Origin of the sequence: Mucilaginibacter sp. UR6-11, assembly GCF_020880695.1 — a bacterium.
Taxonomy (GTDB): Bacteria; Bacteroidota; Bacteroidia; order Sphingobacteriales; family Sphingobacteriaceae; genus Mucilaginibacter.
In genome coordinates, this window is sequence record NZ_JAJIWO010000006.1 from 282,902 (window position 1) to 297,263 (window position 14,362).

A 14,362-nucleotide genomic window follows, 5' to 3' on the forward strand; every position below is an offset into this window, starting at 1 on the left:
TCATAATTTAAAAAAGAAAGATGTTTCGGATTGAATACGAAAAGGTGTGGTTAATGGAGGGTGCGAGAGTACTCTTCAGTTTATTGAATCATTAGATTGTATTGACAATGATTACCACCAGTTAAATCATTCTCTATCCCGTGGTTTGGGCAGCTACCTGCTGTTTACTTTCGGGCATCAATGGACCATTTTTGAGTGTAATAGCCGTTTTCGATAATATATGCCTCGTTGTACATCGCTACCGTAGGACAAATATGATTAGGCAACGCATATAAAGTGTCCCCTACTTTATATGAATGTCCTTTTGGCGCTTCTAAAACCAGGTGTTCCTCGCTATGGCTGACAGGAACCAATTCCGGCGCGTTCAAAAAAAAAGCCCTTATCGCCAGGGGTTTTTCACAGGCGATAGATTTATAACCCAAATCGACACAGACCTTTGTATCATCGGGCAGAGAAACTATGCGCGTAAGCACCAGCGCGCCAAATTCAAATGATTGTTCGGGAATATGATCGTGGTAGTTTTTGTCCCAAAAAACAAAGGTACCCGGGCTGCATTCTGTATTCGCTCTTTTCGAGTGAATGGCCATGGTAGGTGACCCTCCGGCCACGAGCAAGGGAAATGGATAACCTTTAGCTTCTATGTTTTTTCGCAGTTCTTCAACCGGGGCATAATCTTTTTTGCAATGACCAATGCGGTCATTCATATCTTCATCATTGATATGACCATCATAAGCATGCAATCCTTTGAAGATAATTCCGGGCAGTCTTTGTATTAAGTCAAATAGATCAACCGCCATATTTGGATGGATACCTGTACGATCCATCCCCACATTAAGATCAATAAAAACAGAGATAACTATTCTGCTGACAACCGCCGTTTCCGATATTATTTTTGCCGATAGTTTGTTATCTACCAAGCATGCATAAGCGGTATCGGGATAAGAGTCTATCAATTGTATAAACCTGTCCAACTTCGCTTTTGTAGGCTGATAGGCCAGCAACACATCTTCGGCCCCGGCCCAACCAAGCATCTCGGCTTCGGCAATGGTGGCGCACTTAAATTTGGTAATGCCGCGGTCAATCATTAGCCGGCTTACGCGTACAGATTTATTTGTTTTCACATGCGGACGCAGGATTGACGGTAGCGGCACCATGCTTTTAAGCCTTTCAATATTACCGATCACCCGCTCCGGATAAATCAGCAGGGCCGGAGTATCTATTGAAGCGTTATTATCTATTTCATACCAGGTATCCTGCATGCTTATTATTGGTTATTCAATTAGCCATAGCCTTTACCAAAGATAATAATTCTCCCTGATGATGGCCTCCGCATTTGCCTGCGGGTTGATGGTGCGGCCACGCCAGGTTTCGTAGCCGCCATTTTCAAACTCGTGTCCGGCTGGCATATAGCCGGCATTAAGGTTGCAGGCCGATGGTAAATAATCCTTCAGTGGTGCCATTTGTTCCAGCCATAGTCGTGTTTCGGCAGACATTTCGGCTGAAGCGACCAAACAAATCTCACAGCTTCAGTTTAAGCCAGATTTATTAAATTTTATTTTATTGAACCGAGAAACTCAATGTATCTGTCTGCATGGCAGTAAAAATTCCAAATCCGTTAATAATGTTTGTCGGTATTTGCGTTAAGTTTTGAGATGACGTACGCGTATTATTATCAAGCAGGTTTATATAGTCCTGATTCACGCTGAATAAAATTGCGTTGTAATGCCCAAAGTATGGAAATTCGCGGCCTGTAACGTCATACTGCGACTTGCGATCAGTGTTTATTTGCGAGTTAACAGGGCGCGAAGAATCAAAGCTGTTAACAGGGAAGGCACCGGATACTATTTTAAATGCAAGCACATGATTTAACGAGTCTGGGTTTGACCACGTAAATACATTTAACACAGTGTTGCTGGCATTGCCCGGGCCGCTACTTGACGGAAGGTTTACCCCCACATATTGCGACGCAAAGTTTGACGGCTTGCGCGGCATTGTGGTGGTGGCCGATACTGCGTACCCGTTGTAGTCAAATTGTAAAGTGTAGGTTTTGCCGCTGGCTAAAATACTTTGATCTGCATAGGTATAGTTACCCTTTGCCGTTTCCGTCAGCAGTAATTTTTGACTTCCGGCCGATAAATAGACATTAATTCCGGTTATTGGTGAGCCATAAACTGCCGTATCGGTAAGGTCTTTCTGTTGATATAGTTTTACCAGGATCGGCTGGCCGGGAATCAGGTACGATTCAATAACCGGCAAATCAGTGCCTTTGTTTTCAAGCTTGCTTTTCTGACAGGCACTAAAAAGCACCGTAAAAAAAGCAGAGAGTATAAGTAGTTGTTTTTTTATTTCCATCTTAAGCTAAGAGTTATATTTGGGGTGAAACCCAGGTAAGTTACATCAGTAGTTATAACCTGGTAATTTTGCAACTGATATTCGCGGTACCAGGTGTTTTTATGATTGTAAACGTTGAATAATGACAAGCCGATACTGCCGACTTTATTTCCGTCGATTTTAAGCAGATCGTACGTTGCCGACAGGTCGAGCCGATGATAATCAGGCAAACGCACGGCGTTTTTTGCGCCTACATTAAACGCCGTGATCTTGTTACCGTCAATGCCTGTAATAGTGTAACTTGATAAAGGCACCGTATACGGATGACCTGTGCTGAAAATAAACACTGCCGAAAAATTCCAGCGGTCATAATGATACATGTTGATAGCTTTAAACTCGTGTGTCACATCCTGGTCAGCTGGATAGTAACTATTACCATATGCCGCAAATTTGTTCTGTGCGCTGGCTAAGGTATAGCTGAGCCAGCCGGTATAATAACCCATCTTTTTTTGAAGCAATACCTCAAAGCCTCGTGCATTCCCCGTACCAGTATAAAACGCCTCTTTTAAGGTAGCGTTGCCTGCGCTACCCGGTCCAAATCCTTGTTGATTGATAGTGTATTGCGTAAGGCCATCCAAGGTTTTATAATAACCTTCAATATCAATCAAAAACTGGTCATTTTCATAACTAAAACCGCCCATATAATGCCGGGCCATACCCACAGGTATATTGCTCCCGTTTGATATCACCCAAAAATTCCTATTACCGTTTAATATATCCTGTCTTGTTACCTGATTGGTAAATTGATAAAACTGCCCGGTTGCCGCCTTTATAGTATAATTACTGTTTAGTGTATAACTTGCCGAAAAGCGGGGCTCGGCATACATCTTCCCTGTACTTTGAAACCATGTAGTGCGCACGCCCGGTTGTAAATGTAACTTACTGGTAGGGTCAATCTCGAGTTCAGCATAGCCACCGCCTAAAAGGGTTTTATTGTGCTGATCTATTAATTTACTGGTATCGTTTTGAATATACTGATAATTGATGGCCTGGTGATTGACAAAACCGCCATACAACAATTTCAGGTTATTACTTAATTGCCAGTCCCACTCTGATTTAGCGCCAATATCTTTAAGGTTATTGGTTTCTACTGTTCCGTTGCTAAAGGCTACGTCAACGCCATTAGTTTCGTTTACACCGGAGTTGGTACGATTACGGTCATTAAAATAAGAGGAATAAGTAAGGTATGTATTTGAATGCAAGCTTTTACCCCAGTTTGAAAACCACTTAATACTGCTGGCAAAATTACCGTATTTAGTGTAATCAGTAATTTTGTTATCGCTGACGCTTGAATTAAATGAGGGCAGGTCGCGGCTATTATCTGTTTTGTCTTCGCCCGTATAGAGGCTCCATGACAGGCTGTTATTCGTGTTGATTTTATAAGTGTATCTCAAATCAGCATCATAAAAATGCGATGACGGAGTAACCTGCTGGCCGAAACCGCCCCCGCCCCCAAAACCCCGGGGAGCACCACCACCACCGCCCGGCGGCCCGGCAGCCATTACCGTAGTAGCATTAAATTGCTTAAATATCTTGTCATAAAAAGGGCCCTGATAGGACCGCCTTACAGCTATCAACAAAGAGGACTTATCATTTACCGGCGTCTCAACAAAAGCGTTTAAACTAAGCAGGCTTAGGTCTAACCCAAAAATGGATTGTTTATTATTGCCCTCCTTGCCGGTAATTTCGGTGACACTGGATAGCCGACCGCCATATTTTGCTGAAAAACCACCTTTATATAATTGTACGTCTTTAACGGAATTGGCATTAAACGCGCTAAAGAAACCATAAAGGTGATCAACCTGATACACGGTAAAACCATCAAAAACTACAAGATTTTGATCAGGCGTACCTCCGCGCACATAGGCTCCGGATGATGATTCATTGGTACCACTTACGCCCGGCATCAGCTGGAATGCTTTTAACACGTCCTTTTCGCCCATTACAGGCAGTTTGTCGAGGCTGGCGGGCGTTAGCTGTAAGACACCTACCTTTTTAGCGTCGGTATTCATCACACCACTTTTCTTACCCAAGATATTTATCTCATTGAGTGTATTAAGTGACGGGTACATCTGGATAGACAGATTTCCTTTTATTTTTTCTCCGTCAAGCCTGAAACGCTCCGTTTGGTACCCGGAATAAGTTACCTCAACAACGCAAGTATCAGCAGGAACATTAAATATTACAAACAGCCCATCGGTAGCAGTACTGGTACTCAGTGTTGTATTTAAGATCCGGACGGTGGCTGACGGCAGCGACTCGCCGGTGGTTTGGTCAAACACCTTGCCGTTTACCGGAAAGTTGAATTTTCTGGGTGGCCCTTTAGGCGGTTCAACGCGTTGCAGGTTAGCATTCTTGCCAATAGCCGTCAACGCGTTGAGTTTTTTTAATCGCGACAGATCATCCATATTTTTCAGGATATAAATGATACCATCCGACTCTATCCAATAATGCAAACCATTTCTACCACAAACCTGGTCGAGCACATCTTTTACAGACTCGTTTAAAAAGTGATCAACCACGTGGTACCTGCTTACCGAGTCTCGCTCAAAAACTATATTTAAATGATAATCCTTTGACAGCGTATCAAACATTAAGTCGAGCGAACAGGTAAAGAGTTTGCTGATTAATATTTTCTTTATTGTTTTTTGTGTTTGTTGTGCAAATGCGCCTGATGTTAATGTTGCAAATAGCAGTACGGGTAACAGTTTTCTCATCCTCTAATCAATAGCTTTTCGGCTAAGTTGCAAGATGAAAAAGCCCTTCAAAAATAAATGAGATAAAAGGCGATAAAACGCAGACGAAACCCCAAATTCTGCAGCTATTCTATTTCGCGTCCTATCATTTTATTAATCGTCAAACGATAGTTGTCGCTTAATGGCAACTCAAAATCGGCACTAATTATTTTACCCCGGCGGATATGGGTTATGTAATTTATATTGATAAGATAAGATTTATGTACTCTGAAAAATAGCTGAGACGGTAGCTGCGCTTCGATAGCTTTTAAGCTTATTCTTGAAAGTATTGGTTTTTGGTCGCCCGTAAGAACGATTCTAACGTAATCTTTTAAACCCTGAACATATTTTATATCGGTAAAGTTTATTTTTACCAGCATGTAATCTGACTGTACAAATAAGTATTCTTTTTGGAGCATAGCCGGCGCGACTACAGACGGTAAATTAATTCTTGATATAAAAAGCTGATAGGCCTTCTGGCAGGCTTTCAAAAACCGTTCCTGGGGTACCGGCTTAACCAGATAATCAAGCACCTCCAGTTCAAAGCCGTCAATAGCAAATTTTTCATAAGCGGTTACAAAAATTACTATAGGCTTGTTAATTAAACTTTTAACCAATTGCAATCCACTCAGGCCAGGCATATGTATATCGCAAAATAGCAAATCCACCCGTTGTGTTTGCATAAAAGTCAGCGCCTCCGTAGCGGTGCGGCATCGGCCTATAATATTAATATAACCCACATCTTTTAAATTGTCTTCCAATAGCTTAAGAGCCAATGTTTCATCATCAACTAGCAGACATTCCATCATATAAACTGTATTTGCAGATTAACATTATAATTATCAGCGTCCTGAGTAATACTGAGGCTGTATTTGCCGGGATACAACAGCTCAAGCCGTCGTTTTACATTATTTAAGCCGATACCGTGATGGATGTCTTCATACGGACGATCAGCAGGATTATACCTATTACTCACATAAAAAAAAAGCATTTTATGGGTAGTTTTAAGGCTGCCTTTGATTGCCGGGTGTAAGACATCGCCGGTGCCATACTTAAATGCATTCTCAATAAACGGTATAATTAACATAGGCTCGATGGTTTGTTCCGGATTATTTACTTCAAAGTTGAAATCTACGTCCACTGTATCCTCAAATCTTAGTTTTTGCAGGTCGATATAACTGCGCAGGTATTGGGCTTTTTGATTCAGCGTAACTTTTTCTTCGTCAGTAATGTAAAGCATATAGCGCATTAATTGCGACAATTGCATTAAGGTAGGTTCAACCGCCGGCGGATTTATTCTTGACAATGCCACAATGCTATTTATTACATTAAAAATAAAATGCGGGCTTATTTGTGATCGCAAAAACGCCAATTCTGAAACCAGCGTCGAATTAGTTATATCACGGGTTTTGTTAATCTGCTTAAACCTGTCAACCAGGTAATGATAAGCAAAGGCGGCTGCCGTGATAGCCGTCAGCGGCAATAAATTAAAATGCGCCATTAATGGTGCCCCGCCAAACGGGGGCCTTGGACCAACATGTAGTAACGGGGGCTTAACATAAATGATGCAAAAATCAATTACAACAAACGATATTAATAACAAGCCGACATATAGCCAGGGTTTATTTAATCTATTTAAAAAATGAGGAATGAGTATGAATGCGTTAAGGTAGAACTGTGCCGCAAGCAACACATTTATAGCCAGCAAATGCCATGGCGAAAATAACATCTTAAAGGCTGGATCAGATGGGCGTAACACAATGGGCAATATTGTAACACACGCCCAGAACAGTAAATGCAAGAGAACCTGGAGGAATGAAACCGTTTTAAATCGCCTGAACCACATAACATAATCTACCAAAGACCGAAATTCGCCTGTATCAACCACAATTATAGCTATAAAAAGCCTCAGCAATTGTCTGGGAACTACAAAAAACCTTCATTTTAACATTTTTTAACTAACCTCAATTAAATGATGTTCATCCTAAAGCAAATCAGTTTAAATAAATCGAAGTTCTTTTATAAATTATTGAGCCTATGCTCTGTTTAATACCCCCGCTCCTCTTCCAGGTATGTGAGCAAAGTTGTCTGCCCTTTTAAAAATAATGCTAAGCGTGTTCTTAAATCCATGTCGTATAACCAACTCTTCGATAATGAATAATTTATTTCTTTAGATTTATAAGTCATCATACAGCTAATAATCTTAACTACTACAATGTGCTGATTGCGTATGATTATCGGCCATTATCTTATTTTGTCAGTAATTAATGCTTACTTTCGTTATCTACCTCCGTTCGTCCCTTGCTAAAAACACCGGATCGATGCCTGTAGTTTTCTGAAAACATACTCAAAAAAAAGTCCATGTGGAAAAGAGCGGTGATGAACATCTGGCGTATTCGTATTTTTTCAAATAGACGTGCCGCTGCGCCTATAGTGCATTTTGGGGTGACCAAACGGTCTGACCGGCTCATCAACTATTTCCTGACCTCTTATTTTTTACTGGGGCTAATATTGACACCCTTCCATGGTACCTTACTGGTAGCGGTTAGCGTCGGCGGGCTTTCGCTGGTCGTTTATTATTCGGCTAAGAACGCTTTTCCGGGTTCTTGTCTGTATCAATATGTATTGAGTGTGGTGCTGGGTATTTTTATGGCCCAGTTTATCTATCAGCTCCATGGGATGTTTGAGATGCACTTTTTCGCTTTTATTGGTAGCGCCTTGCTGATCACCTACCAGAACTGGAAGCTCCAATTACCCCTGTTGCTGTTTATATTATTATATCATTTCCTGTTTAATTACCTGCACAATGCGGGTGTACCCCATATCTATTTCAGCCAGTCCGGTTATTTAAACTGGCGAACTTTCACTATACATATCCTGTTGACCGGCGTAATCTGTTTCATTTGCGGGTTATGCGCCTTTCAGTTGCATCAATATCACCAGATCCAACTCGTTCAAACCGAGCAAATGACCAAGCTGCAGGAAGCTGCCCGGCTGGCCATTGTCAGCGACAAAAATGCGGAGGCGCTCGAAGAAAAGAACATGATCCTTGAAAGTATAGGTGATGCCTTCTTCGCCCTGGATAAAAACTGGACGGTAACTTATTGGAATCGCACAGCAGAAAAGGCATTGCAGAAAAGCAAACAGGAAATAGTAGGCCAGAATTTGTGGGAGGCGTTCCCGACCGCGGTGAACTCTGCATTTTACCGCAAGTACCATCAGGCTATGAAGACAGGCCGACCCGTCCATTTTGAAGATTATTTTGCTTTGCTGAATTGTTGGTACGAGGTAAGTGCCTTTCCATCGCCAGCCGGCTTATCGGTATATTTTAAAGATATCTCTGAGCGAAAAAAAAACATCAGCGACCTGAAAGAATCCGAGCAGCGTTATAGTGACGTATTTCATTTCAGCCCATTGCCCATGTGGGTCGTGAACCTCGAGTCCCTGGCATTCATGGATGTGAATAAGGCCACACTCACGCATTATGGGTATACGCGCAAAGAGTTTTTAGCTATGACCTTAAGAGATATCCGTCCGGAGAATCAGCTTGAAAACATGCAGCATGCGCTGGACCAGGGTAGCACGGAGCCGGATATCGTCTACCACCGGCAAATGGTACACCGGAAAAAGAATGGCGAGCTGATAAACATGGAGATACAGATCGCGCCCTTCCAGTTCAAGGGAGTCAAGACCAGCATCGTTATCGCCACTGATATGACCGAACAGTTGCGCTATGTCGAAGCTATAGAGCAGCAAAATGAAAAGCTAATGGCTATTTCCTGGATGCAGTCGCACGTTATCCGGGCACCACTTGCCCGGATCATGGGGCTGATCCCGATGTTTATCGACCCCAAGACCTCAGTAAAAGAAAAGCGGGCAATCAGCGTCTACCTGGTCCAGTCTGCGAACGAGCTGGATCAAGTGATCAGAAATATCATTGAAGTTACCGGCGCTGGCACCCTTAATAATGCGTCCGAAAACTTATCGGAACACCTTACGTAAAAGTCTTTTAACCCCTATTCTTATGCGTTACCTGATTGTTCTATTTTGCTTGCTCACCCTTCCTGTGTTTGCGCAGCAACGCGCGACTCCGCGGACGCGACCGAAAACCGAACAACTAAAAAATTACCTAACCGTTAGCCAGGCATATGCCCAAACCCAGCCTGATTCAGCCGTTCATTACGCCAATGAGGGGATAAAACTGGCCGAGCAACTGAATGACCGGGAGGGCCTGGCGGCGTTGTTCGTACAGCTAGGCTATATTAACGCCCTGCATCATCATGCCGAACTGGCCCGGAGTTTTTATAACGAAGCCCTGGGTAGGTACCGCCGCTTGCATGATGCCGCGGGCATTGCGCACACCTACGACCAGTTGGGACTGCTGGACGGCAACCCGCAAGACTTTAGCCAGGCCCTAAAATATGACCGTGACAGCATTGGTCTGGCCGAGACCTACGAAAACATGGGTCGCAGGCTTGAAGAAAAAGGTGAATACGAAAAAGCACTCAGCAATTACCTGCACGCTCTGACTCAATACGAACACCGTAATCCCAAGCCCGAGGCCTATTTTGCTTTGCTGGAAAATATCGGGGCTCTTTATCAAAAGAAAGGCGATAGTAAAACGGCCCTGCATTACCTACAGGAAGGCATCCGTAACAGTGAGACCCAAGGTGCCAGGGATACTGAAGTTCATTTGGTGAATGCCGAAGGCAGAATATTTGCGCATGACCATAATCCGTTACGGGCCCTCGGCCTGTTTAAGCAGGCGCTCGCCGAGGCCAAAAAATACCGCCAGCCAGATGAACAGGTGGAGGCCCTGATCCAGATCGCCGACGTTCTTAAAAAGCAAAACGCAGCCACTTGTATTCGGGACCTGCAGCAGGCACTTCAGATTGCCAGAAAATTGCGGGAACCTAAACTGGAAGCGCGGATATTTGAAGCGATGGCCGGGGTCTACAGGCAGCAAAAGAACTACGGCGAGGCCATGGCTGCCCTTGATGAACAGCACCATCTGCTGGATAGTTTACTCCGGGCAAACACGGCGAAAGACGTTGCTGCACTAGACAGCAGCTATGTGCTGGAAAGAACCTTAGAAAAGGTCGGGAGCCTGGAACAGCTTAACCGGCTCGAAAAGGTCAGCCTTAACCTTGGGTTGGTTACCCTTCTGGTCATCCTGCTGCTTGCTGTCCTGCTTTGGAGCTACCTCCGTAAGATAAAACGTCTTAACGAAGAACTAACCAATTCCAACCGCGTAAAGGATACATTATTTTCGGTGATCGGCCATGACCTGAAAGGCCCCGCAGGTAGCGCGGCCCAATTGTTTGAACTGATGGAGACCGAGGATTTTACACCGGATGAGATGAAGGCCATGATTGCGGAGCTACGCAAACAGACCAAGATTTCGCTGGAACTCCTGCAATCTTTATTTGAATGGGGGAAAGCCCAGCTGCAAGGCATCCAAGTCCGGCCCTCAGATTTTGATCCTTGTCCCGCCGTGGAACGGTGTATAAGTTTTCTTTCGCAACAAGCCAGCCAGAAGCACATCAGCGTACAGCTGCAGCTACCCGATGACCTACGCGTACATGCAGACCCTGACCATTTTGAATTTATAGTCCGCAACCTGCTATCCAACGCCATCAAATTTAGCCATGAGGACGGCCTTATCGAAGTAAGTAGCAAAACAGCCGACCCCAACGAAATAGTCCTGGCCATCAAGGATAACGGGATTGGGATTTCCCGGGAGCAACAGGCGGCTTTCCTTACCGGCAATCTCCGGGTCAACTTTGGCACACGGCAGGAAAAAGGCAGTGGCCTGGGTCTGTTATTGACCAAAGATTTTATCAAGGCCAATCAGGGACGTATTTGGCTGGAAAGCGAAGAAAGCAGAGGCACAACTTTCTATATTGCCATACCGCGTGGCTTAAGCAACTGATTTACTTTTAATATATTCCTAAGCTTTTTTTAAGCGAATGAAGGGGATTGAATGTTCCCATATCTGATATAGTTTTCTGTGTCATGTGCAAAAGCCAGACAGCACTTAATTAAGTTAGGCTATAGTGCGTGCACACATCTTGATTTGTATTATACATTTTGTAGTTATGATATCTTCGGTTTGCAGAATCGGGAGTTTAATGAATTTGAAAACAAACCCCTTCCGAAAGGTGTAATTTCAGCAAGAAGGGACAAACCTGTACAGATAATTTCCTGAATAACATCATATGCTAAGTTTTATATAAGACCGGTTAGTGTGAAATAGTGTGTATAAATTGGTCATTCGTTTTACAATTTCGTTTTTATTGAATAGCATAGGCCTGATTATCATTAATTTAGATGACAAGTCAGCGAAAAATAAAGCTGGCAGGTTAAAGTGTGAAACATTCTATATGAAACGAACTAATAATGATTATGACGATGTGGAAAGAAAAAGTAATGCCAATGACAATTGGCCTGGTCTTACATATGCCATTTGTGAAAACACTATTGTCGTACAGAACGGGTGGTACTATTGAAAGTAAATATTGCTACTCTGTCTGGCTGAGACACCTTAAGATGTTTAATTCTGTACGGAATGGGGTCCCGAAAAGGGTTGCAGAGCTAGGTCCGGGAGACTCTTTGGGAATTGGATTTGCGGCTTTGTTGTCTGGTTGCGAGTCTTTCAGGGCATTTGACGTAATAAAATACTGGAATGTTGAACGAAATTTAAAGATCTTCGAAGAACTGATTATTTTGTTTAAAAATAAAGCGTCTATCCCAGATAATACTGAATATCCTAAGGTTCAACCTCAACTTGATACTTATGAATTTCCGGATAAGATACTTTCAGAGGAAATACTTAAAGAATCCCTATCTGAATCGCGCCTTGAGGCAATACGTGAAGAAATTAAGAATCCTGGCAATCCCCGAAACACCCTTGTTAAATTTTATGTCCCCTGGGATGATTATAAGGTAATAAGCCCCAACTCTGTCGATTTTGTGTATTCCCAGGCAGTACTGGAACATGTTGAAGATCTTGATGGGACATATGTTGCCTTTTCAAGATGGTTGAAAAAGGGAGGGATAATGTCCCACTCAATTGATTTTAAATGTCACCGAACAACTAAACGCTGGAATGGACACAGAACCTATAGCGAGTTTGAGTGGAAAATTGTGAAGGGGGGGCGAATGTTTTTGATAAACCGTCTTCCATATTCAGTACATCAGAAACTACATACAAAGAACGGTTTCAAAATATTGAAAGAACTCCCAGTGATCACGGCTAACGATATCCCACGGAATAAATTTTCCAAGAGGTTCAGGAATATTTCAGAGGAAGATATGACAACAAGCGATGCGTATATGCTCTCCGTAAAAGAATCATGATACCCGGATGCAATTGTGATAATTAAAATTTGGCCGCTTCATTTCCCTTTGCATTATTGAGGTGAGATAGGCTATGATCGAAATTTCTTCTTTGTATCCAGGAGATTACTTGCGATTTTTTTTTCCTGTAATTCCCTGTATTATTGATCTTACTGCATCGATCTGTGTTGGGTTGATACCTAATGCAACTGTGACACATAATAGTTTACAACCTTTCACAATAATCAAATCAAGTTAACAATTTTTCTGGTCAGCTGGGACCTCAGCTAGCGGTTAACCAACTTATATTCCGCATTAACAACCAAAAAATTAAAAAAACCTCACCTACTGCTAATATAGCATTAGCTATTTATTAATTGTAAAATAACTTCACATGAAATTTCACAACTATTTAAATATCAATGTTTTAACTACTTATTATATTATATTTAACAACTTTTTGTTTGTAGTATGTTATTCAATTCTTTAATATTCTTAAACTTTTTTGTAGTAGTTACTACGCTGTACTTCTTAGTTCCTGATAAACACCAGTGGAAATTATTGTTGTTGGCAAGCTGCTATTTTTACATGTTTTTTGTTCCGGTATACCTATTAATATTGGGTTTTACCATTGTTATAGATTACTACGCTGGTATTTTAATTGAAAGAAAAACCGGAAGCAAGAAAAAACTGATGCTTATTGTAAGTTTGATGGCTAACGTTGGTGTGTTAGCTGTGTTTAAATATTATAACTTCATCGCCAATAACCTGTCCTTTTTATTAAAGCTATCCGGGGTTCATCATCATATCCCCTATTTAAATATACTCCTGCCAATTGGTTTGTCGTTTCACACTTTTCAGGCAATGAGTTATACTATTGAAGTATACCGCGGGCATCAAAAACCGGAAAGAAATTTTGGTATATATGCTCTGTATGTCATGTTTTACCCGCAATTGGTTGCAGGCCCTATAGAAAGGCCGCAAAATATGTTACCGCAATTTCATCAAAAACATGCTTTTAACTATGACGACGTGGTTACAGGACTTCGGAAAATGCTGTGGGGCTACTTTAAAAAGTTAGTTGTTGCTGATAGGTTAGCTATTTATGTAAATGCCGTCTTTCATCATCCCGGGAAACATAGCGCTATTACGCTAATTACAGCTATTATATTTTTTTCATTTCAAATATATTGCGACTTCTCAGGTTATTCAGATATCGCATTAGGAACTGCAAGGGTAATGGGATACAAATTGATGGTCAATTTCCGCCGGCCGTATTTTGCAACATCTATAAAAGAATTTTGGTCACGGTGGCATATTTCTTTGTCAACATGGTTTAGGGATTATCTATACATCCCCTTAGGAGGAAACAGGCGCTCAATCAGCAGATGGTGCTTAAATATCCTGCTTGTTTTTATGATTAGCGGCTTATGGCACGGGGCTAGTTGGACATTTGTTGTCTGGGGAGCTTTACATGGCTTTTATCTGATAGCAGGCATTTTTTTTAACAAAGTTTTTAAAGACCGTTTCTTAATTATCAAAAACACGGTTACGGGAATATTTTTCAGGACGTCATTTACTTTCATGATTGTGTGTTTCGGTTGGATATTCTTTAGGGCTAATTCGATCGACGATGCCTTTATAATTATCAGGAATATAGTAACGTGGAAGGGCGGTGGTTTTTATATTGGATCGATTTCCGATATTTTTTATTCGATAGTTGCATTGGCCATACTACTCATTACCGAGTATACGCAGGAGTTTTACTCAGAATCTTTTTCACTAATGAATAGCCGCTATAAATTGGTTCGCCATCTTAGTTATGTTGCCATAATTTTATTGATTCTGTTGGCAGGTATTCTTAATCAATCACAGTTTATATATTTTCAATTTTAGCT

Annotated in this window: 10 protein-coding genes; 4 read left to right on the plus strand and 6 right to left on the minus strand. The window is 42.0% G+C overall.

What is annotated here, in order from left to right; genetic code table 11:
- Positions 1–164: 164 nt before the first annotated feature.
- From LJ658_RS15395 to LJ658_RS15420, 6 genes are all read right to left on the minus strand, one after another.
- Positions 165–1,259, minus strand: coding sequence for a D-TA family PLP-dependent enzyme (locus LJ658_RS15395; protein ID WP_230547419.1), 1,095 nt, complete (start codon positions 1,257–1,259; stop codon positions 165–167).
- Between the two features lie 33 nt (positions 1,260–1,292).
- Positions 1,293–1,460, minus strand: coding sequence for a hypothetical protein (locus tag LJ658_RS15400; RefSeq protein ID WP_230547420.1), 168 nt, complete (start codon positions 1,458–1,460; stop codon positions 1,293–1,295).
- Positions 1,461–1,557: 97 nt separating this feature from the next.
- Positions 1,558–2,352: a DUF4249 family protein gene (locus LJ658_RS15405; RefSeq protein ID WP_230547421.1), complete on the minus strand. Its 795-nt coding sequence runs from the start codon at positions 2,350–2,352 to the stop codon at positions 1,558–1,560.
- Entirely contained in the window at positions 2,343–5,108 is a 2,766-nt protein-coding gene (locus LJ658_RS15410) for a TonB-dependent receptor (protein WP_230547422.1), read from the minus strand. The genes LJ658_RS15405 and LJ658_RS15410 overlap by 10 nt, the downstream gene beginning before the upstream one ends.
- Before the next feature lie 104 nt (positions 5,109–5,212).
- A complete protein-coding gene (locus LJ658_RS15415) occupies positions 5,213–5,935 on the minus strand; it encodes a LytTR family DNA-binding domain-containing protein (protein WP_230547423.1) in 723 nt (240 codons plus the stop codon).
- Positions 5,932–6,627 (minus strand): sensor histidine kinase, encoded by a 696-nt coding sequence (locus tag LJ658_RS15420; RefSeq protein WP_230547424.1) that lies wholly within the window; start codon positions 6,625–6,627, stop codon positions 5,932–5,934. Before LJ658_RS15420 ends, LJ658_RS15415 begins: the two co-directional genes overlap by 4 nt.
- Positions 6,628–7,487: 860 nt before the next feature.
- On the opposite strand from LJ658_RS15420, the gene LJ658_RS15425 reads away from it, so the two are divergent.
- From LJ658_RS15425 to LJ658_RS15440, 4 genes are all read left to right on the plus strand, one after another.
- Positions 7,488–9,128, plus strand: coding sequence for a PAS domain S-box protein (locus LJ658_RS15425; protein WP_230547425.1), 1,641 nt, complete (start codon positions 7,488–7,490; stop codon positions 9,126–9,128).
- Between the two features lie 49 nt (positions 9,129–9,177).
- On the plus strand, positions 9,178–11,058 hold the full coding sequence (locus tag LJ658_RS15430) for an ATP-binding protein (RefSeq protein WP_230547426.1): 1,881 nt from the start codon (positions 9,178–9,180) through the stop codon (positions 11,056–11,058).
- Positions 11,059–11,537: 479 nt separating this feature from the next.
- Entirely contained in the window at positions 11,538–12,485 is a 948-nt protein-coding gene (locus LJ658_RS15435; protein ID WP_230547427.1) for a methyltransferase domain-containing protein, read from the plus strand.
- 450 nt (positions 12,486–12,935) lie between these two features.
- Positions 12,936–14,360 carry an MBOAT family protein gene (locus tag LJ658_RS15440; protein WP_230547428.1) on the plus strand — a complete coding sequence of 475 codons (1,425 nt, stop codon included), beginning with the start codon at positions 12,936–12,938 and terminating at the stop codon, positions 14,358–14,360.
- The last annotated feature ends 2 nt before the right edge of the window (positions 14,361–14,362 follow it).

Coding starts and splice junctions, on each gene's coding strand:
- LJ658_RS15400 (WP_230547420.1), bottom strand. CDS start 1,460: ATGGCACCACTGAAGGATTATTTACCATCGGCCTGCAACCTTAATGCC.
- LJ658_RS15395 (WP_230547419.1), bottom strand. CDS start 1,259: ATGCAGGATACCTGGTATGAAATAGATAATAACGCTTCAATAGATACT.
- LJ658_RS15440 (WP_230547428.1), top strand. CDS start 12,936: ATGTTATTCAATTCTTTAATATTCTTAAACTTTTTTGTAGTAGTTACT.
- LJ658_RS15435 (WP_230547427.1), top strand. CDS start 11,538: ATGTGGAAAGAAAAAGTAATGCCAATGACAATTGGCCTGGTCTTACAT.
- LJ658_RS15405 (WP_230547421.1), bottom strand. CDS start 2,352: ATGGAAATAAAAAAACAACTACTTATACTCTCTGCTTTTTTTACGGTG.
- LJ658_RS15420 (WP_230547424.1), bottom strand. CDS start 6,627: ATGGCGCATTTTAATTTATTGCCGCTGACGGCTATCACGGCAGCCGCC.
- LJ658_RS15415 (WP_230547423.1), bottom strand. CDS start 5,935: ATGATGGAATGTCTGCTAGTTGATGATGAAACATTGGCTCTTAAGCTA.
- LJ658_RS15410 (WP_230547422.1), bottom strand. CDS start 5,108: ATGAGAAAACTGTTACCCGTACTGCTATTTGCAACATTAACATCAGGC.
- LJ658_RS15425 (WP_230547425.1), top strand. CDS start 7,488: ATGTGGAAAAGAGCGGTGATGAACATCTGGCGTATTCGTATTTTTTCA.